We start from the raw sequence: 23,386 nt of genomic DNA on the forward strand, positions 1-23,386 counted from the left end.
TCAGCCCCTGGAAGGAGGAATCGTATCGGATGAATGCGCACAGCGAAAATCAGGTACGGTTCCTCTTTCTGTTGTCGAGGAACTCGCATAATTTATGAAGCCGATTTTTAGCAGGGGGCCTTCCCTGCAACTGCGACTTTTTTTGGCGGTGATCGCGGCCATTGGCCTGATCGTTGCCGACAGCCGGCTCGGCACGTTCGTGAAGATACGCAACTACATGGACACCGCAGTCAGCCCTTTCTATTTTCTGGCCAACGGGCCGCGTAAAGTTTTGGACAGCGTGTCAGAAACGCTGGCCACCCGCCAACAGCTGGAGCTGGAAAACCGCGCTCTGCGGCAGGAACTGCTGCTGAAAAACAGCGATATTCTTCTTCTTGGCCAATTCAAGCAGGAAAACGCCCGCTTACGCGAGCTGCTGGGTTCTCCGCTGCGCCAGGACGAACACAAGATGGTCACCCAGGTTATCTCCACCGGTTCCGATCCTTACAGCGATCAGGTGGTGATCGACAAAGGGTCGGACAATGGCGTCTATGAAGGCCAGCCGGTGATCAGCGACAAGGGCGTGGTCGGCCAGGTGGTGGCGGTGGCGAAAGTCACCAGCCGCGTGCTGCTGATCTGCGACGCCTCGCACGCGCTGCCGATCCAGGTGCTGCGCAACGATATTCGGGTGATCGCCGCGGGCAGCGGCTGCGCCGACGATCTGCAGCTGGAGCACCTGCCGAACAACACCGATATCCGCGTTGGCGACGTGCTGGTCACCTCCGGCCTCGGCGGCCGCTTCCCGGAAGGCTATCCGGTGGCGGTGGTCTCCTCGGTCAAGGTCGACAACCAGCGCGCTTACACCGTGATTCAGGCGCGGCCGACCGCCGGTTTGCAGCGCTTGCGCTACCTGCTGCTGCTGTGGGGCGCCGATCGCAACGGCGACATGCCGCTGCCGCCGGACGAAGTGCACCGCGTGGCCAATGAACGCCTGATGCAGATGATGCCGCAGGTGCTGCCGCCTGCCGGCTCCGTCGGGCCGCAGCTGCCGGCTCCGGCCACCGGGGTGGCGCCGCAAACCACGGCTCCGGCCTCTGTCCAGCCCCAAGCTCAGCCTGCCGCGGCGGGAGTGGTGCCATGAATAGCTACCGCAGCCACGGGCGCTGGATAATCTGGCTGTCGTTCCTGGTGGCGTTGGTGCTGCAAATCATGCCGTGGCCGGAGCAGATCTACATGTTCCGCCCTTCCTGGCTGGTGCTGATCCTGATCTACTGGGTGATGGCCTTGCCGCACCGGGTCAACGTCGGCACCGGCTTCGTGCTGGGGCTGATCATGGATCTGATCCTCGGCTCTACGCTGGGCGTGCGCGCGCTGGCGCTGGGCATCATCGCCTATCTGGTGGCGTTCAAATTCCAACTGTTCCGCAATATGGCGCTGTGGCAACAGGCGCTGATCGTCGTGCTGCTGTCGCTGTCGATGGACGTGGTGGTGTTCTGGGCTGAGTTTTTAGTGATCAACGTCTCTTTCCGCCCAGAGGTGTTCTGGAGTAGTGTGGTAAACGGCATTTTGTGGCCGTGGTTATTCCTGTTGATGCGCAAAATCCGCCGTCAGTTCGCCGTACAGTAAGGGTATCTCAATGACTTCGCTTTATCTGGCCTCCGGCTCCCCACGTCGACGTGAACTGCTGACCCTGCTCGGCGTGTCGTTCGACATTTTGCTGACGCATACCGAAGAGCAGCGCCGGGAAGGCGAAGCCGCCGAAGCCTATGTGCGCCGCCTGGCGCAGGACAAGGCCAAAGCCGGCGTAGCGCTGGCGCAGGAAGATCGGCCGGTGCTGGGCGCCGACACCATCGTGGTGCTCAACGGCCGGGTGCTGGAGAAGCCGCGCGACGAAGCCCATGCGGCGGACATGCTGGCGGCGCTGTCCGGCAAGCAGCATCAGGTGATGACGGCGGTGGCGATCGCCGATCGCCACGACGTGCGCTGCCAGCTGGTGGTGACCGACGTGACGTTCCGCAGCCTGTCACAACAGGATATCCGCGACTATATTGCTACGGGCGAACCGATGGATAAGGCGGGCGCCTATGGAATTCAAGGAAAGGGTGGTTGTTTCGTCAGAACGATAACCGGGAGTTATCACGCGGTGGTTGGTCTGCCGCTGGTCGAAACACATGAGCTGCTCAGTAATTTTGTCGCATTACGTGATGTAAGAACCGGTTGATGGGCGCTGCCATTATCGACCGGCTCTGAGGAGAAGGCATGACAGCTGAGCTACTGGTTAATATCACACCGTCTGAAACGCGGGTCGCCTATATCGATGGCGGCATTCTGCAAGAGATCCATATCGAACGCGAATCCAAACGCGGCATCGTCGGCAACATCTATAAAGGGCGCGTCAGCCGCGTCCTGCCGGGGATGCAGGCGGCGTTCGTCGACATCGGCCTGGACAAGGCCGCCTTCCTGCACGCCTCCGACATCATGCCGCATACCGAATGCGTCGCCGGCGACGAGCGGAAAAACTTCCACGTGCGCGACATCGCCGAGCTGGTGCGCCAGGGGCAAGACCTGATGGTGCAGGTGGTGAAAGATCCGCTCGGCACCAAGGGCGCGCGCCTGACCACCGACATCACGCTGCCTTCGCGCTATCTGGTCTTCATGCCGGGCGCGGCGCACGTCGGCGTTTCGCAGCGCATTGAAAGCGAAGCCGAGCGCGAGCGCCTGAAAGCCATCGTTGCGCCGCACTGCGACGAGCTGGGCGGTTTTATCATCCGCACCGCGGCGGAAGGCATCGGCGAGGAAGAGCTGGCGCAGGACGCCGCGTTCCTCAAACGCCTGTGGACCAAGGTGATGGAGCGCAAGAAGCGCAACCAGACCAAATACAAACTGTACGGCGAGCTGGCGCTGGCGCAGCGCATCCTGCGCGATTTCGCCGGCGCGGCGTTGGATCGCATCCGCGTCGATTCGCGGCTGACGCACGATCTGCTGGTGGAGTTTACCGGCGAGTACATTCCGGACATCACCAACAAGCTCGAGCTCTATACCGGCAGCCAGCCGATTTTCGATTTGTACGATGTGGAAAACGAGATCCAGCGCGCGCTGGAGCGCAAGGTGGAGCTGAAGTCCGGCGGCTATCTGATCATCGATCAGACCGAGGCGATGACCACCGTTGACATCAACACCGGTGCCTTCGTCGGCCACCGCAACCTCGACGAAACCATCTTCAATACCAACATCGAGGCGACGCAGGCCATCGCGCGCCAGCTGCGGCTGCGTAACCTGGGCGGCATCATCATCATCGACTTTATCGATATGAACAACGAAGAGCACCGCCGCCGGGTGCTGCACTCGCTGGAGCAGGCGTTGAGTAAAGATCGGGTAAAAACCACGATCAACGGCTTCTCTCAGCTAGGCTTAGTTGAAATGACGCGTAAACGCACGCGTGAAAGCATTGAACATGTGCTCTGTCACGATTGTCCTACTTGCAATGGGCGTGGCACCGTGAAAACGGTGGAAACCGTGTGCTACGAGATCCTGCGCGAGATTGTGCGCGTGCACCATGCTTACGATTCCGATCGCTTCCTGGTGTACGCCTCCGCGGCGGTCGGCGAAGCGTTGAAGAGCGAAGAATCGCATGCGCTGGCCGAAGTGGAGATCTTCGTCGGCAAACAGGTGAAGGTGCAGATCGAACCGTTGTACAGCCAGGAGCAGTTCGACGTCGTCATGATGTAGCCCGTCCGACATCGTAAGGGCCCGGCATGCCGGGCCCGTCAGTGCATAGATATTCCCGTTGCCAGGCAGCGGAGCAAGGAGAACTGCGTGAGGCGACTGCCTGGGATTCTGTTAGCAACAGGCGCCACCCTAATCGTGATTGTGGCGCTGCTGATCAGCGGGCTGCGCCTGATGCTGCCGAAGCTGAACGACTACCGTCCCCAACTGCTGGCGCAGGTGGAGAAGCTGTCCGGCGTGCCCGTGCAGATGGATTTCCTGCAGGGCAGCTGGGAAACGTTCGGTCCACAGCTTGAAGTGCGCAACCTGAGCGCCACGCTGCCCAAAAGCGATGTGCATATCGAACGCGTGACGCTGGCGCTGGACGTGTGGCAATCGCTGCTGCACTGGCGCTGGCAGTTCCGCGATCTGACCTTCTATCAATTCCGTCTCGATCTGAACGCCACGCTGGGCGGCGACCGGCAGGGCGAAGGCCTTGAGCCGGGCAAAATCGGCGATCTGATGCTGCGCCAGCTCGACCATTTCGATCTGCGCGACAGCCGTATCTCATTCCTGACGCCTGCCGGCGCGCGCGCCGAATTCGACATTCCCCAACTGACCTGGCTTAACGGCCGCGAGCGCCATCGCGCCGAGGGGCAGATCAGCCTGTCGACGCTGAACGGCCAGCACGGCGTGGTGCAGCTGCGTATGGACCTGCGCGATAATCAGGGCTTGCTGGACACCGGCACGGTCTATCTGCAGGCCGATAACATCGACATGAAACCCTGGTTTACCCGCTGGCTGCGCGCCAACACCGGGCTGGAAAGCGCCGACTTCAGCCTGGCGGCCTGGCTGCAGGTGCAGAACGGCGAGATTGCCGGCGGCCATGCGTTGCTCAAGCAGGGGGCGGCCAACTGGGATACCGGCGCCACGCAGCACCGGCTGGACGTGGACAATCTGGCGCTGTCGCTGCGCCGCCAGGGCACCGGTTGGCAGCTCGACGTGCCGCAGCTGCGGTTGAGCACCGACGGCCAGGCCTGGCCGCAGGGCACGCTTTCCGCCCTGTGGCTGCCGGAAAACACCGAGTTCATGGGGCCGGCGCAGAATGAAGAGCTGCGGGTGCGCGCGACTAACCTTCAGCTGGAGCGCCTGTCGGCGCTGCTGCCGACCTTCTCGTTCCTCAGCCCGGACGTGCTCGATCGCTGGAACGATCTGCAGCCGCAGGGGACGATGGAGGCCTTGGCGCTGGACATCCCGCTGAAGCAGCCGGAAAAGAGCCGTTTCCAGGCGCTGTGGCGCGATGTTAGCTGGCAGCGTTGGGAACTGCTGCCCGGCGTCAACCACTTCTCCGGCGCGTTGAGCGGCGGGGTGGAGAACGGCCGCCTGACGCTGGGGCTGGCAGGCAGCACCTTGCCTTACGGCGATATGTTCCGTGCGCCGCTTGAAATCAGCAGCGCGCGCGGCGCGCTGACCTGGCGTTACAACGATCAAGGCTGGGAGCTGGCGAGCCAGGGGTTGGACGTCAAGGCGAAGTCGCTGTGGGTCAACGGCGATTTCCGTTATCAGCAGCCGGCCAAGGGCGATCCGTGGCTGAATATCCTGGCGGGCATCCGCCTGTATGACGGCGCCGAGGCCTGGCGCTATTTCCCGGAACCGCTGATGGGCAAGCATCTGGTGGACTACCTGAGCGGCGCCATTCAGGGCGGCCAGGTGGATAACGCCACGCTGATTTATTCCGGCGATCCGCAGCACTTCCCGTACCGTAAGAACGAAGGGCAGTTCGAAGTCTTCGTGCCGCTGCGGCACGCCACCTTCCAGTTCCAACCGGGCTGGCCGGCGCTGACCGATTTGGCGATCGACCTCGATTTCGCCAACGAGGGATTGTGGATGCATGCGCCGCAAACCCGGCTGGGCAAGGTGGCGGGCAAAAATATCAGCGCGGTGATCCCGGATTACCTGAAAGAGCGGCTGCTGATCGACGCCGAAGTCGCGGGTGCGGGCAGCGACGTGCACGACTACTTCATGCAGACGCCGCTGCACGATTCGCTGGGGGCGGCGCTGGATCAGCTGCAGATTGGCGGTGATGTCAGTGGGCGCTTACATCTCGATATTCCCCTGGACGGCGAGCAGGTCAGAGCCACCGGTGAAGTGGCGCTGAACAACAATTCGTTGCTGATCAAGCCGCTGGACAGCGAACTGCAAAAGCTCAGCGGCAAGTTCCGCTTCGACAACGGCAACCTGCAGAGCGACCCGCTGTCGGCTACCTGGTTCGGGCAGCCGGTGGCGGTCAACTTCACCACCCAGGAAGGCGAGCGTGACTACAAGGTCAACGTCGGCCTGAAGGGCGACTGGCAGCCGGGCAAGTTCCCCGGCCTGCCGAAAGAGGCCGCCGATGCGCTCAACGGCAGCGCGCCCTGGCAGAGTCAGGTGGCCATCACGCTGCCGCATCAGGGCTCGGCCAGCTACGATATCGGCCTTGACGCAGACCTAAGGAAAGTGAGCAGTCACTTACCTTCGCCGCTGGACAAGGCGCCGGGCGAAGCCTTGCCGGTGAGCGTCAAGGTCAAAGGCGGTCTTAACGGCTTCATGTTGACCGGCAGTGCGGGCAAGCAGAACCGCTTCAACAGCGAATGGAACTTCGACAAAAAACAGGTGAATCTGGCGCGCGCCGCCTGGCAAACCAACGGTGGCGGCACGCCGCCGCTGCCGGCCGGCAAGTCGATGACGCTGAACCTGCCGGCGCTGGACGGCGAGCAATGGCTGGCGCTGCTGGCGCCGGCGCTGAAACAGGGCGGCGGCAGCGGTCAGGTGGGCGGTTTCAGCTTCCCCACCACCGTGGCGCTGACCACGCCGCAGCTGCTGTTGGGCGGCCAGGCCTGGCATAAGCTGACGCTGTCGGCCGAAAAACAGCTGGGCGCCACCGTGGTGAGCGCCAAGAGCGATGAAGTGGACGGCAGCCTGCGGGTGGCCGATCGCGGGCCGTGGCGCGCCGATATCAACTACCTGTACTACAACCCGCAGTTCGCCGAGACGAAAAGCGCGGCGGGTTCGCCGCCACCGCCGCCGGAGAAAGTCAGCTTCCGCGACTGGCCTTCGCTGATGCTGCGCTGCAAGTCGTGCTGGGTGCTGGGGCAGAACCTCGGCAAGGTCGAGGCGGATCTGAGCAATCGGGGCGATACTCTGACGCTGGATCACGGCCTGGTCGATACCGGCAAAGGGCGCATGAGCGCCACCGGCCTGTGGAAGCAGAACGCGCAGGAAGAGCGCAGCTCGCTGAAAGGCAAGCTGCTCGGCGGCAAGATCGATGAAACCGCCGCCTTCTTCGGCATCACCATCCCGCTGAAAGGCGCGCCTTACGACGTGGACTTCGATTTGTACTGGCGCGGCGCGCCGTGGCAGCCGCAGGTCAATACGCTGAGCGGCGCGTTGCAGGTCAAAATGGGCAAGGGCGAGATCGACAGCATGGGCGGCGGCCGCGCCGGCCAGCTGCTGCGACTGGTCAGCTTCGACGCCTTGCTGCGCAAGCTGCAGTTCGATTTCAGCGATACCTTCGGCAAAGGCTTCTACTTTGATTCCATCCGCAGCACCGCCTGGCTGAAAGATGGCATAATGCATACTGATAATCTATTGATCGACGGCCTGGCGGCGGATATCGCCATGAGTGGCCAGATCGATCTGGCGCGCCGCCGCATCGATATGGAAGCGGTGGTGGCGCCGGCGATTTCGGCGACGGTCGGCGTGGCCACGGCGTTTGTCGTTAACCCGATCGTCGGCGCGGCGGTGTTCGCCGCCTCGCAGGTGCTGGGGCCGCTGTGGAGCAAGATTTCGCTGATTCGTTACCATATCAGCGGCGATCTCGACCAGCCGAAGATCAATGAGGTACTTCGTAAGGCAAAGGAGGATAAGGCGTCATGAGGAATGCTAACGTTGCGTTGTTGCAGTTGTGCAGTGGCGATCAGGTGCGCGATAACCTGGCCCAGATTGAACAGCAGATCAAGCAGCTCAATGCCGGGGTAAAACTGGTCATGACGCCGGAGAACGCGCTGCTGTTCGCCAACTCCGCAGCCTATCGCCAACAGGCGGAAAAACAGGGCGATGGCCCGCTGCAGAACGCGGTGCGCGAACTGGCGCGCCGCTATGGCGTGTGGTTGCTGGTGGGCTCGATGCCCTTGATCAGCCGCGAAAACCCGGAGCTTATCACCACCAGCAGCCTGTTGTTCGACGATCAGGGCGAGATCCGCGCCCGCTACGACAAGCTGCACATGTTCGATGTGGACATCAACGACGCCCACGCCCACTACCGCGAGTCGGATACCTACCAGCACGGGCAGCATCTGACGGTGGTGGATACGCCGGTCGGGCGTTTGGGCATGACCATATGCTACGATCTGCGCTTCCCCGCGCTGTTCCAGGCGCTGCGGGCGCAGGGCGCTGAACTGATTTCGGTGCCGGCGGCCTTTACCCGGGTCACCGGCGAGGCGCATTGGGAAATCCTGCTGCGCGCCCGGGCGATCGAAAACCAGTGCATGATCCTGGCGCCGGCGCAGGTGGGGCGCCACGGGCCGACCCGCCGCACCTGGGGCCACACGCTGGCTGTCGACGGCTGGGGCAAGGTGCTGGCCGAGAACCCGGACGCCGTAGCGGCGCTGAAGGTGCGCGTGGACACCACAAGCCTGCAGCCCCTGCGGCAACAGATGCCGGTGCTGCAGCACAATCGATTCCAGACGTCGCTGACGGCGCCGTCTGACACGTTATCCTCCAATCAAGAGTGAAACCATTATGAGCCTGACGTTTGTCAGTGAGCAGTTACTCGCTACCAACAAGCTGAGTCATCAAGACCTGTACTCGGTACTGGGTCAACTGGCAGAACGCCGTATCGACTACGCCGATCTCTATTTCCAGTCCAGCTATCACGAAGCCTGGGTGATCGAGGACGGCATCATCAAGGATGGCTCTTACAATATCGACCAGGGCGTCGGCGTGCGCGCCGTCAGCGGCGAGAAAACCGGTTTCGCCTATGCCGATCAGATCACCCTGAATGCGCTGCAGCAGAGCGCACAGGCGGCGCGCAGCATCGTGCGCGAGCAGGGCGACGGGCGGGCGCACACCCTGGGCGAAATCGGTTACCGGGCGCTGTACCCGCTGCTCGATCCGCTGCAAAGCCTGCCGCGCGAAGAGAAAATCGCCCTGTTGCACCGCGTCGATAAAGTGGCGCGTGCCGCCGATGCGCGGGTGCAGGAAGTGAACGCCAGCATCACCGGCGTTTACGAGCAGGTGTTGGTGGCCGCCACCGACGGCACGCTGGCGGCGGACGTTCGCCCGCTGGTGCGGCTCTCCGTCAGCGTGCTGGTGGAGCAGGACGGCAAGCGTGAGCGCGGCTCCAGCGGCGGCGGCGGCCGTTTCGGTTACGACTATTTCCTGGAAACCGTCGACGGCGACGTGCGCGCCGATGCCTATGCCAAAGAAGCGGTGCGCATGGCGCTGGTCAATCTCGGCGCGGTGGCGGCGCCGGCCGGCAATATGCCGGTGGTGCTGGGAGCCGGCTGGCCGGGGGTGCTGCTGCACGAGGCGGTGGGGCACGGCCTGGAAGGCGATTTCAACCGGCGCGGCACCTCGGTGTTCAGCGGCCATATGGGCGAACTGGTGGCTTCCGAGCTGTGCACCGTGGTGGATGACGGCACCCTGCAAGGGCGCCGCGGCTCGCTGGCGATCGACGACGAAGGTGTACCGGGCCAGTACAACGTGCTGATCGAAAACGGCGTGCTGAAAGGCTACATGCAGGACAAACTCAACGCGCGGTTGATGGGCGTCGCGCCGACCGGCAACGGCCGCCGCGAGTCTTACGCGCATCTGCCGATGCCGCGCATGACCAATACCTACATGCTGGCGGGCCAATCGACGCCGGAAGAGATCATCGCCAGCGTCGAATACGGCCTGTACGCGCCGAACTTTGGCGGCGGCCAGGTGGACATCACCTCCGGCAAGTTCGTGTTCTCCACCACCGAAGCCTACCTGATCGAGAAGGGCCGCATCACCAAACCGGTGAAGGGGGCGACGCTGATCGGCTCCGGCATCGAGGCGATGCAGCAGATCTCGATGGTCGGCAACGATCTGGCGCTCGATAAAGGCGTGGGCGTGTGCGGCAAGGAAGGCCAGAGCGTGCCGGTGGGCGTCGGCCAACCGACGCTGAAACTGGATACGCTGACCGTCGGCGGCACGGCGTAATCTTTCCTCAAGGAGCCACGCGTTGGCTCCTTTATCCATTCCCCATGTTGCGGCCCTTGCAGGCGTGCCTGCGCCCAGTGATGGAATGAAATTGACGTGGCGAAAAAACGGAACAATACGAGGATGGCGCGTTGGGCTTTCTCCGCCCGGCGTTGGCTGTTGTTGCTGGGCGTTCTGTCCCTGACGGGCTGCGCCCGTTCCGATGCGCTGTGGGGCGTGGTCGATAAGCTCTGCATGGCCAACTATCAGCAAAAGCGCGATCCGGCCCCGTGTGAGCAGATCTATATGCCGCAGGGTAAAGCGCAGGGCTTTAGCGTGCTGCAAAACCCGCGTTATCCCTATCATTTCATTCTGGTGCCGACGGCACCGCTTTCCGGCATTGAAAGCCCGCTGCTGCTGGCCGGAGAACGAACGGACTATTTTGGCTATGCATGGCTGATGCGTTACCGGCTGGCCGCCGAGTATGGCGGGCCGGTGCCGGACGACAGGCTGGGCATGGCGATCAACTCCGCTTACGGCCGCAGCCAGAACCAATTGCACATTCACCTGACCTGTCTGCGCGAGGATGTGCGGCGCCAGCTGCAGGCGGAACGCCCCTACATACAGGAACAATGGCGCCCCTTGCCGGATAAGCTGTTGCGCCACACCTACTATGCCCGCCGCGTGATGCAGCCGACCGCGATGGGCATCTACCCGATTAAGGATCTTGCGGATTATTTTCATCTGTCGCCGCCGCAGCTGGCGGAGTATGGCGTGGCCGTCGTCCCGACCACGTTTGCCGGCCAACGGGGTTTTATCTTGCTGGCCTCGAAGCGCGGCTGGGACGTCGGCAACCGCGCCTCGGTAGAATCGCTGCTGGATAAAACGTGCGCTATTTTGCCGCGTTAATCTTAAGACGGCAGGTGAGAGCGACGCGCTCTCACCTTATTCTTCCTACCTAAACCGCGCATCCCGCGCAAACAGGAAAGCGGCTTCCCGCTGGCGGGTGTCTGCTTCCGCCTGAGCGCCCTGATAACGCAAAATCATGATCAGCGTGGCATAGACGTTGGCGTCGATACGGCGCTGCAGATAGGCATTGGCCCACTGCCGATAGCCGGTCAGCAGGGCATCATCGCGCGTTTGGTTATAGACCAGCAGCGCGTGAGATTGCTCGTCGAAGGTTTTGCGCTCCCGGTAGATCCAGGCGGCCGGCGGCGGCATCTGCTCGATGCTGTCGATGGAGGCCAGCATGGTGCGTTCCGATTGGGTGAGCGCCATGCGCCCTTGCCAGGCGAAGATCGCCATCACCAACATGCCGATTGCCGCCATCGCCACCGGCAGGCTCAGGGCTTTGGCGAACGGCAGTGGGCGGGGCTCGCCGGTTTGGCCGTCCAGCAGCGCCAGCAGCAGCAGAAACGCCAGCCAATGCGGCGCAGACAGATAGAAAGGGTATTCCAGCTGGGTGTGCACCAGCATCGGCAACAGCACCAGAAACAGCCCGACGCGTGCACCGCCCGGCTGTTCGCGATCCCGTTGCCAGGCGCGTTTCAGCAGCAGCGCGCCGGCGACGAGGACGATAACGATCCCCGCCAGCGCCGGCAGGCCGCCCTCAACCCACCACAGCAGGATTTCATTGTGCGGATGCCCGGCGACTTCCAGCACTTCTCGCCAGGGCATTTCCTGCAGACGGAAGTGCGCGAAGCTGTATTCAAAGCCGCCGTAGCCCCAGCCCAGCAGCGGTTTGGCCAGGATCATGGCGCCGACGTCATGCAGCATGGTCAGGCGCGCGCTGTTGGAAAGCTCCCGCCCGATCAGACCGGCGCGGCTATCCAGGCCAAGACCGGTGAACAGCACCGTGAGACCGGCCGCCACGCCCAACAGCAGCGCGCCGCCGGCCCAGCGGCTTGCGCCTGGGCGCTGACGGGCAAAACGCCACAGCAGCAGCGCCGCCGCCAGGGCGCCGCCCAGCCAGGCGGCGCGCGACTGGATCAGCACCAGCAGGGCGGAGAAAGCGGCCAGCAGGGCGAGCAGCGGGAGCTGCCGCCGCCGCGTCGGCGTGGAGAGGGGGGCAAGCAGTAGCCAGAGCGCCAAAGCCAGCCCGGTGGCGATAAAGCTGCCCAGCACGTTCGGTTGCTGAAAGACGCCGTAGACCCGGCGGCCATTGGGGGCCACCCAGGCCAGCGCGGGGGCGAACAGCTGCAGCGCCGCCAGCAATGCCTGAACGCTTACGGCGAACAGCAGGCCGTACAGCAACAGATCGCGTTGCCGGGTGGTGAGGCGCAGCTGCAGGCAAGCGACATAGAACAGCCAGCCACCGAGCAAACCGGCGCAGCGCCACAGGGCGTCTTCGCGCCACTCGGCGCGGGTATACAGCAGCGGCAGCGCCAATACGGCGATGCCGAGCAGCAACAGGCGTGCCGTGGGGGTAAGCGAAAGACGGGTACGGCCAAGGCAAACGGTGAAGGTCACGATCAGCGTGGTCAGCGCCATGGCGCTCCAGGCCAGAATGTTTTGCGGCAGCGCCAGGCCGCCGCCGCCCATGTTGGGGTGATAGAACGGCAGGATCGCCGCCATCCAGATCAGCAGCAGGGGCAGCACGGCGATAGCCGGTGCGTTAATGGCGGTTTTATCGGTCATGGTGAACCTGCCATGTTTCGATATCGATCATTGAATGCATATTATTAGGATTCCCTATCCTTATCCTGGTGTTTAAATTCGCTGAAGCTTCAATACCTAAAATTTTTTATGGAAATTGAAAAGACTTCCTGTTGAAGCGATAAATAAGTTTTTCCCCTGTGAGCGCGGGGACGGTTTATATAAAAAGGGGTAAGCCGTATTTCAGTTGCCTGCAAAGGGTGTTTTATTTGTTTGAAAAAACAGGGTTGTCATTTTCTCAAATTCACCTTGCTCCAGTCAATTTTTAATCTTTTATTTTATTTTTGTATTTAAATCAAAATATTGAGATTTTTTTGTACGTAGTAAAACGCCGTGTGTGCGACAACGAACGCTTGGGCCGACAGGCGATGTAGCCAATGAGATAAGCATTTTCTTGTTAAATCGTTGTTGCCAATGACGGCACGGCGATCGTGGTTTTATTTATCGCTGTTTTTTATTTTTATTTTATATTTTCTTTATTGCACCTGTATTTACTTTCATTAAGATTCTTCTTGTTTTTTATTGGTTGTTTTTAAATTTTATTTAACTCCATTTTATTAAGATTGTTCTGTTACTGTGGAAATAAAGGGGTGATGATCCCCCTATCCCTGTTGCCGTGCCGCAAGACGGATTAACGCGCCTGTAAAAGCGCGTTAATCCACGCTTCACAGACCTCACTCCACTTCGCCAATCCGTTCCAGCGCATCCACCACCAGATCCCAGAATTTATCCTGATCCAGTTTGACCGCCACCTGAGTGTGGCAGTCCGGCGGCGGCGGCGCGCGGAAATCCGCGACCGTCATGCCCAACGTTAGGGTGCCGGTGAGTTCGATATCCACCGGCGCTTTGCGCACCGTCATCACGCTCGGATCGATCACGTAGGCGACGGCGCAAGGATCGTGTACCGGCGGGGCGCTGAAGCCCTGCGCCTGTTGGTACATACGGCCAAAGAATGCCAGCAGTTCGCCGACGAAGGCGGCCGGCCGGGTGCCGAGGGCGGCGATACGCGCGCAGACTGCCGGCGTGGCCAAAGCCTGGTGGGTAAGATCCAGCCCGACCATGGTCAGCGGCCATTTTTCGTTAAACACGATGTGCGCCGCCTCGGGATCGATTTTGATATTGAACTCCGCCACCGCGCTCCAGTTGCCCACATGGTAGCCGCCGCCCATCAGCACCACTTCCTTGACCCGCTCGGCAATGCGCGGCTCTTTGCGCACCGCCATGGCGATATTGGTCAGGCCGCCGGTCGGCACCAGCGTTACGCTGCCGGGCGGGTGGGCCATCACCGTATCGATGATCAGATCCACCGCGTGGCGCGAGTCCAGCTGCAGGTGGGGTTCCGGTAGCACCGGGCCATCGAGGCCGGAATCGCCGTGGATATCGGGCGCCACTTCGATATTGCGCACCAGCGGGCGCGGGCAGCCGGCGGCGAAGGGCACGCCGGTGATATTGGCGATGCGCGCCACCGCCAGCGCGTTGCGCGTCACTTTGTCCAGCGTCTGATTACCCACCACGGTGGTGACCGCCAGCAGGTCGATCTGCGGATTGCCCCAGGCCAGCAGCAGGGCGATGGCGTCGTCATGCCCCGGGTCACAGTCCAGTATGATTTTTTTCATGGTTATTCCTGATGCAGGGAGAGGTTCCCGCAGCATAACGCAGCGTGGCGGCGTGGGATAATGCCGATGGTGCTTTTGTTAGCGGCATCAAAGCCTTGCCACTTTTACGATGTAATGAAACGTAAAGCCTGCTCGCCGGGCTTTACCCTGGAGGTTACTCCAGGGTTTACAGTGAGGGTCAGCGTCAATGCACAGAGGAGAGGCGGGATGAGCTTACTGAAAAGGTTGTTGGGGCAAGGCGGTATTAACCGCGGTCATCAGCGCGCGGGCCACGGCGGCGGGCATCATGGCAACCGCTATAACCAGCATGGCGAGCCGGGGCCGCAGTGTCCGGAATGCCAGGCGGTGAATAAATCGGGCGCGCGTTATTGCCACCGCTGCGGTCAGCCGTTTGCCGCGCTGAGCGCCACCTGCGGCCAGTGCGCCGCGCCGCTGCCGTCGGGCAGCCGCTTTTGCCCTCAGTGCGGCGGCGGTGTGCCGTGAACCGGGGCGGTTGGACGCTAGCGCTGCTGCTGGGCGCCATGGCGCTATGGACGCTGCTGGCCTGGGGCGTAGCCGGCGTGCTGGCCTGGCTCCCGGCGTTGGCGGAAGCGGCCGGCGGCGCATCGCTGCCAGTGAACGGCGCGCTGAGCCTGGTGCCGCAGGCGGTGCTGGACGCCTGGCTGCCGTGGCTGAAACAGCTGGGCAGCGGGCTGGCGAGCTATTTTCCTCTGCTGCTGAACTGGGCGGGCTACGCCGTCTGGCTGCTATGGGGCCTCGGCATGCTGGCGCTGATGCTGCTGGGCGCGCTGGCGCACCGCTATTTGAGCGCCGCTCAGCGATAGCCCTGATAGACCGCCGCCACGCGTTCGAAATAGTCGGTTAGGTAGTTGATGCACACCTGTACCTTCAGCGGCAGTTTGTCCTTCTCGGTATAGAGCGCGTAGATCGGCCGCGGATCCGAATGGTAGCTTTTGAACAGGATCTCGATCTCGCCGCGCTTGATCTCTTCGATCACCCACATCAGCGGGGCGTAGGCGATGCCGGCGCCGTTTTTCAGCCAACGGATCATGGTGGAGGAGTCGTTGGTGACGAAGCGCCCCTGCGGGGAAATGCGCGTGGTGATGCCCTCCGGCGACATCAGTTCAAATTCGCTGTCGGGCCGCACGCTGTACTCCAGCCAGGAAAAGTTGACCATGTCGCTCGGCTTCTGCGGCGTGCCGTGCTGGCTGAGGTAGCTTTTGGCGGCGCACACCACCATCGGCATCTGCCCCAGGCGGCGGGAGAACAGGCTGGAGTCCTGCAGCGCGCCGGTGCGGATCACCAGATCCAGCCCGTCGGTGATCAGATCCGGCGCCGGAATGCCGGTCACCAGGTTGACCGTCAGGCCAGGGTACTCTTTCATCATCTCGGCGGTCATGTTCGCCAGCACGTTTTGCGCCATGGTGGATGAGCTGCCGATGCGCAGCGTGCCGGCGGGGGTATTGTTAAACGCGTACAGCTGCTCATGCACTTCGCTGACTTCCTGCAGCATGCGTCGGCAGCCCTGATAGTAGATTTTGCCGGCCTCGGTCAGGCCGATGCTGCGCGTGCTGCGGTTCAACAGCTTGACCTGCAGCTCATTTTCCAGTTTCGAGACGGTTTGGCTGATCGATGAAACGCTCATGCCGAGTTGGCGCGCGGCCGCGGTAAACGACCCGAACTCAACCACTTTGGCGAATACCGACATCCGTTTTAATCTTTCCATTATTCACTCTGGCTTAAAAGTGATTTAGATCACAGATTGTTGATGCCTTGATAGTAAGCAGGCTAATATAACGTGGTCGGGTGAATAGACCTTACCAACGTGCGAGAGCGATCGGCAACGCAATCCTGCCGCTCCTCCGGCACCCTCGCAATCCCTGTCGTGGATGTCTGCCCCAAAGTTTAACCTTTTTTCGGGTTCGTGACCTGGACAAGCTGCCTGGTCAAGATTTGTGGCGCGCGCACGCTAAAATGTAAAGAGAATGTGAATGGCGAGACCTGTCTTTCCCCGGCGCAGTGAACAATAAGGAAAAAGTGATGAGTTTGCTTCCGGTTATGGTCATCTTCGGACTGTCGTTTCCGCCGGTGTTTTTCGAGCTGCTGGTGTCGCTGGCGCTGTTTTTCCTCATGCGCCGCCTGCTGCAGCCGACGGGGATTTACGATTTTGTCTGGCATCCGGCGCTGTTTAACACCGCGCTGTATTGCTGCTTGTTTTATCTGATTTCATGTCTTTTTGTTTGAGGTCGCTGTGAAAAATTTTTCGATAAAAATAACCCGAATCGCGATCACTTTGATTCTTGTGCTGCTGGGCATCGTCGCGGTATTCAAGGCCTGGGTGTTTTACACCGAGTCGCCGTGGACGCGTGACGCCAAGTTTACCGCCGACGTGGTGGCGATCGCGCCGGACGTCAGCGGCCTGCTGACCGATGTGCCGGTGGTGGATAACCAATTGGTGAAGAAAGGGCAGGTGCTGTTCGTGGTCGATCGGCCGCGCTATGAGCAGGCGCTGGCGGAAGCCAGTGCCGACGTCGCTTACTATCGGACGCTGGCGGCGGAAAAGCGGCGCGAGGCCGGCCGCCGCGTGAAGCTGGGCGTGCAGGCGATGTCGCAGGAAGAAATCGACCAGTCGAACAACTCGCTGCAGACCGTGCAACACCAACTGGCGAAGGCCGTGGCGACGCGTGAGCTGGCGCAGCTGGATCTGGAACGCACCACGGTGCGCGCTCCGGCCGATGGCTGGATCACCAACCTCAACGTACACGCCGGCGAATACATCACCCGCGGTTCGGTGGCGGTGGCGCTGGTGAAGAAAGACTCCTTCTACATCCTGGCCTATCTGGAAGAAACCAAGCTGAACGGCCTGAATAAGGGCGATCGCGCGGAGATCACCCCGCTCGGCAGCAACCGCATCATGCACGGCACCGTCGACAGCGTGGCGGCGGCGGTGAACAACAGCAGCAGCACGGTGAACAACAAAGGATTGGCCTCGATCGACAGCAACCTGGAGTGGGTGCGCCTGGCGCAGCGCGTGCCGGTGAAGATCCTGCTGGACGCCAAGGACCAACAGCATCCGTACCCGGCCGGCACCACCGCCACCGTGGTGATCGTCGGCAAGAACGATCGCAATGCCGACAGCGGCTCGCCCTTTGTGCGCCTGATGCACCGGCTGCGTGAGTTCGGCTAATGAACAGCCCAACCTTTATCCGGCTGAGGTTTGCCTTCAAACTCAGCTTCGCGATTGTGTTTGCGCTGTTCGTCGGCTTCCATCTCAACCTGGAAACCCCGCGTTGGTCGGCGATGACCGCCGCCATCGTCGCCGCCGGCCCGGCCTTTGCCGCCGGCGGTGAACCCTTCTCCGGCGCCATCCGCCACCGCGGCTGGCTGCGCATCATCGGCACCTTTATCGGCTGCTTTGTCGGCCTGATCATTATCATCACCACCGCCCGCGCGCCGGTGGTGATGCTGCTGCTGTGCTGCATCTGGGCCGGTTTCTGCACCTGGCTCTCTTCACTGATCAAGGTCGAGAACTCCTACGCCTGGGGCCTGGCCGGCTATACCGCGCTGATCATCATCGTGACGGTCGCCACCAGCGAGGCCCATCTGCTGGAAGCGCCGCAGTTCGCCATCGAGCGTTGCAGCGAGATCGTGCTGGGCATCGTCAGCGCCGTATTGGCGGATCTGCTGTTCTCGCCGCGTTCGATCAAGCAGGACATCGATCGGGCGGTGGATCAGCTGCTGGTGGATCAATATCGCCTGATGCAGATGTGCATCAGCAACGCCGACAAAGAAGACATCGACCGCGCCTGGAGCAATCTGGTGAAGAGCACCACGGCGCTGGACGGCATGCGCAACAACCTGATGATGGAGTCTTCGCGCTGGCAGAAGGTCAATCGCCGGGTGAAGGCGCTGCATACCCTGTCGCTGACGCTGATTACCCAGGCTTGCGAAACCTACCTGATCCTGGTGAATCATCCGGATGCGCTGCAAGCGAGCCTGCGGGAGCAACTGATGGTGCCGGCGGAAACCCCGCAGGAGATCCACAGGCGCATGAAGCTGTTGCGCCAGGTGCTGACCACGCATCGCTCCGAAGAAACGCTGCCGACCCTCACCGGCTGGGTCGGCGCGGCAACGCGCTACCTGCTGCTGTCGAAGGGCGTACACACCAACGGCAGCATCAGCGCGGTGGAAGAGGACGTGTTGAGCAATGAAACCGTGGTCAAGCCGACCTCGGCGGAAGGGCATCATGCGATGATCAACGGCCTGCGCACCTTTGTGGCCACGGCCTTCGGCTGCCTGCTGTGGCTGTGGACCGGCTGGACGTCCGGCAGCGGCTTTATGGTGATCATTGCGGTAATCACCTCGCTGGCGATGCGCACCCCGGCGCCGCGCATGGTGGCGATGGATTTCGTGCTGGGCATGCTGGCGGCGATCCCGGTCGGCTCCCTGTTCTTCATGGTGATCCTGCCGGCGACGCAGCAGAGCATTTTGCTGCTGTGTCTCAGCCTCGGCCTGCTGGCGTTCTTCATCGGCATCGAGGTGCAGAAGCGGCGGCTCGGTTCGCTGGGGCTGCTGGCGGGGACCATCAACATTCTGGTGTTGAGCAACCCGATGGAATTCAACGTCACCCAGTTTCTCGACGGAGCGCTCGGCCAGTTCCTCGGCAGCTGCGTCGGGCTGATGGTGCTGCTGTTGATCCGCGACAATTCGCGCGAACGCACCGGCCGCACGTTGCTCAACCAGTTCGTCAGCAGCGCGGTGTCGGCGCTGACCACCAAGGCGGCGCGCCGTCGGCAGAACCACCTGCCTGCGCTGTATCAGCAGCTTAACCAACTGCTGATGATGTTCCCGAACGACATCGCCAAATATCGTCTGGCGCTGAACCTGATCATCGCCCACCAGCGCATGCAGCGGGCGGAGATTCCGGTCAGCGAAGAGCTGTCGGCTTTCCACCGCCAGATCCGCAGCACCGCCGATCGGGTGGTCTCGGCCAAAAACGACGTCAAGCGCGCCTATTACTACGATCGCTTGCTGGGTGAAATGAACGAGTACCAGCAAAAATTGGTAGACAATCAGGCGCCGCTCAGCGTCACCGGGCCGGTGAAGCGCCTGGCCGACATGCTGCATCGCTATCGCCACGCCTTGATCGATTGATGCGTTCCCGCCTGTTGCGCCGCGTTGTGTGGCGCCTTCCCCGACTATACTGAAAGCAGCGCCTGGCACGGCGGGCCGTCTCATGTGGGGCGGCCCGTTTTCAGAGCGACTCCGAGTGCCAGAGCGGCTGGAAAGTGGCATCATTGTCATGAATGGATGAAACTCTTACCGCCGCGAAAATGTGACGTGCCGGTCATCTTAGTTTCATCCAGGTCGACTATATAGCTAACTAGCCTGGGGGCGCTGTGGCGCCTTCGGCGGCATAATTTCAGGGAATGTCATGAACAAGCGGATTCTGTTGGCGATTGTCATCGCCGTGGTCATCGCCGTCTTCAGCGCGCTGCGCGGCAACGAGCACCGTGCGTTCGACGGCAACGCAGCGGTGGCGCCGGCGGGGCAGCAGCAGAGCATCGATCGGCTCACGCAGCAGCAAACGGTGGTGAGTTACCTGCAGCAGCATCAGCGGCTGCCGGGCTATTACGTCACCAAGAAGCAGGCGCGCGAGCAGGGCTGGGATCCGCGTTCAGGCAACCTCTGTGCGGTATTGCCGGGCAAGGCGATCGGCGGCGATCGGTTCTCTAACCGTGAAGGGCAACTGCCGAGCGCCGGCGGCCGGGTCTGGCGCGAAGCGGACATCAATTATCAGTGTGGCCGGCGCGGCGCCGATCGCCTGCTGTATTCGAGCGACGGTCTGATCTTCGTCACGCGCGACCATTACAAAAACTTCATTCGTGTGGAGTGAGTTTGATGGCAAAAGTAGAGTTTGATTTCGAACAGATCCAGGATGTGCCGACCTTCTACCGCGATTTCGCGCACAAGTTTGCGCTGGACGAGGGGTTTGGCGCCAACCTCGACGCGCTGTGGGACGTGGTGACCGGCGATATCGGCCTGCCGGTGGAAATCGAGTTCACTCACCTGAATGCCCGCAGCAAGCGTCGTTTCGGCGCGATCATTCTGCTGTTTGAAGAGGCGGAAGAAGAGCTGGAAGGCAGCCTGCGTTTCAATATCCGCGAAAGCAGCGGCGAACCGGCCCATCACCGGGGATGAAACGGGTTCATCCCGGGATGGCGGCGGCGCTTAGTCGGCCGCTTCGGCCAGCTCGCGCAGGTATTGGAAGATCTGGCGGTAAGCCTTAGGCGGCTTGTTGGCGGCCTTCTCTTTCTGCGCGTTGCGCACCAGTGAACGCAGCTGTTGGCGATCGGCGGCCGGATACAGATCCAGGATCGACGGAATCACGTCATCGCCTTCTTCCACCAGACGGTCGCGCAGCGCTTCCAGCTTGTGGAACAGCGAAACCTGCTGGTTGTGGCGGTTTTTCAGCTTGTCGAGTGCGGTCTGGATCGGCTCGATATCGCGGGCGCGCAGCATCTTACCGATCAGCTGCAGCTGACGGCGACGACCCTCTTTCTTGATCTTCTGCGCCAGCTCGATGGCGGCGCGCAAATCTTCGTCCAACGGGATGCGATCCAGCGCGTTTTTGCCCAGATCGACCATTTCGGCCCCCAGGTCTTTCAGCGCTTCGGCATCACGTTTAATCTCACTTTTACTGACCCAGATAATCTCGTCATCGTCCTCGTTTTCATTCTCCGGGACATCGTCGAGCCAGTCTTCAGGCTGTTTGTTCATGGTAGGCTCCGTTAAAAAGAGGCTAATCCTAACAGGTTGTCCGGCAACCCGCCAATTGCGTGCCTTGAGCAAACTGAGTATAGCTGCCACGTTGGGGGATTATCGCGCCTGGCTGCCCGTCTTGGGAATTTGCACGGTTGTTTTTATCACCCTGTCTGTATAAAATTTTATACAAAAGGAGGTGATATTCATGGATGATGGCATCGAGAAAGCCATTGATTGGCGTGGCTCATCGCTAGAGGATTTGCTGGCCTTCCCAATCGATGCGCGAAAAGCGGCAGGATTTGAACTGAGTAAAGTGCAAAGAGGTCTGGAACCCGGTAATTGGAAGCCGATGGCCAACTGCGGAAGCGGCGTTATCGAAATCCGTTTATATGCCATCGGTGGGGCATTCAGGATGGTCTATGTGGCAAAGTTCAGCGAAGCGATCTATGTCTTGCACAGCTTTCAGAAGAAGGCGGAGAAAACCAGCCGCCACGATATTCAGATAATCAAAGCGCGTTATGACGCGGTCATTAATGAGCGGAGTAAAGGTCATGACCAAGCCGATTGATATCGATTCGCGCCACGTTACGCCCGCAGGCGGCAATGTGTTTGCGGATCTGGGATTTTCCGCCGACGAGGCTCGGCAATTGCAAGCGCAGTCCAATGCGGAAATTGCGCAGCTTATCGCACTGAAAAAACAGCTGATGGGTGAGATCAGCGCGTGGATTGAGGAAGAAGGTTATCGCCAGGAGGAGGCGGCGCGTTATCTGCACACTTCCCGGCCGCGCGTGTCCGACGTGGTGAATCAGAAAACCGAGAAGTTCACGCTGGATGCGTTGGTCAACATGATGGCGAATATTGGCAAGTCGGTAAAACTGATCGTCGAGTGATGCACGGCTTTTGCATGTTATCCCGGCTTTGCCGTTCGGCTTTATGCGAAATTCAACGCGGTTCCTGTTAGACTCAACGGCAGAGATCTCAGGATTTTTGCGCGCCGCTCCGCGTGCACAACTACGCCGCTCCGGCACTTTTCTCAACGATTTTCTGATTAATTATGGCAGATTGATGAAAGTAGTCACTCAAGTTGCAGAACAGCGCAAGGCGCTGGAACAGGCCGTCTCTCAGGCGCTGGAGCTGGCCCGCGCCGGTTCCGACGCGGCGGAAGTCGCGGTCACCAAATCGACCGGCATCAGCGTCAGCACCCGCTTCGGCGAGGTGGAAAACGTCGAGTTCAACAGCGATGGCGCGCTGGGCATCACCGTGTATCACCGCCAGCGCAAAGGCAGCGCCTCTTCCACCGATCTCAGCCCGGACGCCATCGCCCGCACCGTACAGGCGGCGCTGGATATCGCGCGCTACACCTCTGAGGATCCTTGCGCCGGCCCGGCGGAGAAAGATCTGCTGGCGTTCGAGGCGCCGGATCTCGATCTGTTCCACCCGATCGAGCTGGACGCCGAGCGCGGCATCGAGCTGGCGGCGCGCGCCGAGCAGGCTTCGCTGGCGGCGGATAAGCGCATCACCAACACCGAAGGCGGCAGCTTCAACAGCCACTACGGCATCAAGGTGTTCGGCAACAGCCACGGCATGCTGCAAAGCTACTGTTCCAGCCGCCACTCGCTGTCCAGCTGCGTCATTGCTGAGCAGGACGGCGATATGGAGCGGGATTACGCTTACACCATCGGCCGTGCGATGGGCGATCTGCAAAGCCCCGAGTGGGTGGGGCAGGAGTGCGCCCGCCGCACGCTGGCGCGTCTCGCGCCGCGCAAACTGTCGACCATGAAGGCGCCGGTGCTGTTCGCCTCCGAGGTGGCCACCGGGCTGTTCGGTCATCTGGTGGGCGCCATCAGCGGCAGCAGCGTTTACCGCAAATCGACCTTCCTGCTGGACTCGCTCGGCAAGCAGATCCTGCCGGCGTGGTTGACCGTCGAAGAGCATCCGCACCTGCTGAAAGGGCTGGCGTCGACGCCGTTCGACAGCGAGGGCGTGCGCACCCAGCGGCGCGATATCGTCAAGGACGGCGTGCTGCAAACCTGGCTGATGACCAGCTACTCGGCGCGCAAGCTGGGCCTGCACAGCACCGGCCATGCCGGCGGCATCCATAACTGGCGCATTGCCGGGCAGGGCGCCGACTTCGCCGGCATGCTGAAACAGCTTGGCACCGGCCTGGTGGTCACCGAGCTGATGGGCCAGGGCGTCAGCGGCGTCACCGGCGATTACTCGCGCGGCGCCGCCGGTTTCTGGGTGGAAAACGGCGAGATCCAATATCCGGTCAGCGAGATCACCATCGCCGGAAACCTGAAAGACATGCTGCGCAACATCGTCAGCGTCGGCAGCGATATCGAAACCCGCAGCAATATCCAGTGCGGTTCGGTGCTGCTGCCGGAAATGAAGATCGCCGGTCAGTGATCCGCGGCGCGGCCGGCGCCCGCCGGTCGCGCGTTATCCAGTCTCAACCTTGCTTA

22 protein-coding genes are annotated in these 23,386 nt (G+C 61.4%); 18 read left to right on the forward strand and 4 right to left on the reverse strand.

Going from position 1 to position 23,386, the window contains the following annotated elements:
- The first annotated feature begins 94 nt into the window (after nt 1-94).
- The 8 genes from mreC (at nt 95) to ACJ8IN_RS18015 (ending at nt 10,797) form a co-directional block, all read left to right on the forward strand.
- Entirely contained in the window at nt 95-1,120 is a 1,026-nt protein-coding gene (mreC, locus tag ACJ8IN_RS17980; protein ID WP_047570390.1) for a rod shape-determining protein MreC, read from the forward strand.
- Entirely contained in the window at nt 1,117-1,605 is a 489-nt protein-coding gene (mreD, locus tag ACJ8IN_RS17985; RefSeq protein ID WP_004936918.1) for a rod shape-determining protein MreD, read from the forward strand. The genes mreC and mreD overlap by 4 nt, the downstream gene beginning before the upstream one ends.
- Nucleotides 1,606-1,615: 10 nt before the next feature.
- Nucleotides 1,616-2,200, forward strand: coding sequence for a Maf family protein (locus tag ACJ8IN_RS17990; protein WP_004936921.1), 585 nt, complete (start codon nt 1,616-1,618; stop codon nt 2,198-2,200).
- A gap of 38 nt (nt 2,201-2,238) precedes the next feature.
- Entirely contained in the window at nt 2,239-3,708 is a 1,470-nt protein-coding gene (rng, locus tag ACJ8IN_RS17995) for a ribonuclease G (RefSeq protein WP_016930237.1), read from the forward strand.
- An 87-nt stretch (nt 3,709-3,795) separates the two neighbouring features.
- Entirely contained in the window at nt 3,796-7,599 is a 3,804-nt protein-coding gene (yhdP, locus tag ACJ8IN_RS18000) for an AsmA2 domain-containing protein YhdP (protein ID WP_308326066.1), read from the forward strand.
- Entirely contained in the window at nt 7,596-8,456 is an 861-nt protein-coding gene (gene nit1 / locus ACJ8IN_RS18005; protein ID WP_033636170.1) for a deaminated glutathione amidase, read from the forward strand. The genes yhdP and nit1 overlap by 4 nt, the downstream gene beginning before the upstream one ends.
- A gap of 7 nt (nt 8,457-8,463) precedes the next feature.
- Nucleotides 8,464-9,909 carry a metalloprotease TldD gene (gene tldD / locus ACJ8IN_RS18010; protein ID WP_047570394.1) on the forward strand — a complete coding sequence of 482 codons (1,446 nt, stop codon included), beginning with the start codon at nt 8,464-8,466 and terminating at the stop codon, nt 9,907-9,909.
- A 123-nt stretch (nt 9,910-10,032) separates the two neighbouring features.
- Nucleotides 10,033-10,797, forward strand: coding sequence for a CDP-diacylglycerol diphosphatase (locus tag ACJ8IN_RS18015; RefSeq protein ID WP_041036851.1), 765 nt, complete (start codon nt 10,033-10,035; stop codon nt 10,795-10,797).
- Between the two features lie 45 nt (nt 10,798-10,842).
- Here the strand turns inward: ACJ8IN_RS18015 and ACJ8IN_RS18020 are convergent, their stop codons facing one another.
- A complete protein-coding gene (locus ACJ8IN_RS18020; protein WP_338808164.1) occupies nt 10,843-12,525 on the reverse strand; it encodes a PglL family O-oligosaccharyltransferase in 1,683 nt (560 codons plus the stop codon).
- Nucleotides 12,526-13,217: 692 nt separating this feature from the next.
- On the reverse strand, nt 13,218-14,159 hold the full coding sequence (uriH, locus tag ACJ8IN_RS18025) for a uridine-preferring nucleoside hydrolase UriH (protein WP_033636166.1): 942 nt from the start codon (nt 14,157-14,159) through the stop codon (nt 13,218-13,220).
- A 207-nt stretch (nt 14,160-14,366) separates the two neighbouring features.
- Here uriH and ACJ8IN_RS18030 point away from each other — a divergent pair, with 207 nt between their 5' ends.
- Both ACJ8IN_RS18030 and ACJ8IN_RS18035 read left to right on the forward strand, forming a co-directional pair.
- Entirely contained in the window at nt 14,367-14,642 is a 276-nt protein-coding gene (locus tag ACJ8IN_RS18030) for a zinc ribbon domain-containing protein (protein WP_033636165.1), read from the forward strand.
- Nucleotides 14,639-14,983, forward strand: a complete 345-nt coding sequence (locus ACJ8IN_RS18035) for a hypothetical protein (RefSeq protein WP_033648980.1) — start codon at nt 14,639-14,641, stop codon at nt 14,981-14,983. The genes ACJ8IN_RS18030 and ACJ8IN_RS18035 overlap by 4 nt, the downstream gene beginning before the upstream one ends.
- Here the strand turns inward: ACJ8IN_RS18035 and aaeR are convergent.
- Nucleotides 14,974-15,885 carry an HTH-type transcriptional activator AaeR gene (gene aaeR, locus ACJ8IN_RS18040; RefSeq protein ID WP_025304394.1) on the reverse strand — a complete coding sequence of 304 codons (912 nt, stop codon included), beginning with the start codon at nt 15,883-15,885 and terminating at the stop codon, nt 14,974-14,976. The genes ACJ8IN_RS18035 and aaeR overlap by 10 nt on opposite strands.
- A 314-nt stretch (nt 15,886-16,199) precedes the next feature.
- On the opposite strand from aaeR, the gene aaeX reads away from it, so the two are divergent.
- The 5 genes from aaeX (at nt 16,200) to ACJ8IN_RS18065 (ending at nt 20,360) form a co-directional block, all read left to right on the forward strand.
- Nucleotides 16,200-16,403 (forward strand): p-hydroxybenzoic acid efflux pump operon protein AaeX, encoded by a 204-nt coding sequence (aaeX, locus tag ACJ8IN_RS18045; protein WP_039569422.1) that lies wholly within the window; start codon nt 16,200-16,202, stop codon nt 16,401-16,403.
- Between the two features lie 7 nt (nt 16,404-16,410).
- The gene (aaeA, locus tag ACJ8IN_RS18050; protein WP_047570404.1) at nt 16,411-17,346 is read left to right on the forward strand and encodes a p-hydroxybenzoic acid efflux pump subunit AaeA; all 936 of its coding nucleotides are present in this window, start codon (nt 16,411-16,413) and stop codon (nt 17,344-17,346) included.
- Nucleotides 17,346-19,313, forward strand: a complete 1,968-nt coding sequence (aaeB, locus tag ACJ8IN_RS18055) for a p-hydroxybenzoic acid efflux pump subunit AaeB (RefSeq protein ID WP_060429138.1) — start codon at nt 17,346-17,348, stop codon at nt 19,311-19,313. The genes aaeA and aaeB overlap by 1 nt, the downstream gene beginning before the upstream one ends.
- 280 nt (nt 19,314-19,593) lie before the next feature.
- Entirely contained in the window at nt 19,594-20,055 is a 462-nt protein-coding gene (locus tag ACJ8IN_RS18060; RefSeq protein ID WP_308326064.1) for a ribonuclease, read from the forward strand.
- 5 nt (nt 20,056-20,060) lie between these two features.
- Nucleotides 20,061-20,360, forward strand: a complete 300-nt coding sequence (locus ACJ8IN_RS18065; RefSeq protein WP_004936963.1) for a barstar family protein — start codon at nt 20,061-20,063, stop codon at nt 20,358-20,360.
- Between the two features lie 30 nt (nt 20,361-20,390).
- Here ACJ8IN_RS18065 and yjgA read toward each other — a convergent pair whose 3' ends face one another.
- Nucleotides 20,391-20,939 (reverse strand): ribosome biogenesis factor YjgA, encoded by a 549-nt coding sequence (gene yjgA, locus ACJ8IN_RS18070; RefSeq protein ID WP_004936968.1) that lies wholly within the window; start codon nt 20,937-20,939, stop codon nt 20,391-20,393.
- Nucleotides 20,940-21,129: 190 nt separating this feature from the next.
- On the opposite strand from yjgA, the gene ACJ8IN_RS18075 reads away from it, so the two are divergent.
- The 3 genes from ACJ8IN_RS18075 to pmbA all read left to right on the forward strand — a co-directional run bounded on the left by ACJ8IN_RS18075 (nt 21,130) and on the right by pmbA (nt 23,330).
- Nucleotides 21,130-21,492, forward strand: coding sequence for a type II toxin-antitoxin system RelE/ParE family toxin (locus tag ACJ8IN_RS18075; RefSeq protein WP_047570409.1), 363 nt, complete (start codon nt 21,130-21,132; stop codon nt 21,490-21,492).
- Nucleotides 21,476-21,814, forward strand: coding sequence for a helix-turn-helix domain-containing protein (locus tag ACJ8IN_RS18080; RefSeq protein WP_047570411.1), 339 nt, complete (start codon nt 21,476-21,478; stop codon nt 21,812-21,814). Before ACJ8IN_RS18075 ends, ACJ8IN_RS18080 begins: the two co-directional genes overlap by 17 nt.
- A 175-nt stretch (nt 21,815-21,989) precedes the next feature.
- Nucleotides 21,990-23,330 (forward strand): metalloprotease PmbA, encoded by a 1,341-nt coding sequence (pmbA, locus tag ACJ8IN_RS18085; RefSeq protein ID WP_033648986.1) that lies wholly within the window; start codon nt 21,990-21,992, stop codon nt 23,328-23,330.
- The last annotated feature ends 56 nt before the right edge of the window (nt 23,331-23,386 follow it).

This window comes from Serratia sp. CY31944 (assembly GCF_052169175.1).
Classification (GTDB): domain Bacteria; phylum Pseudomonadota; class Gammaproteobacteria; order Enterobacterales; family Enterobacteriaceae; genus Serratia; species Serratia sarumanii.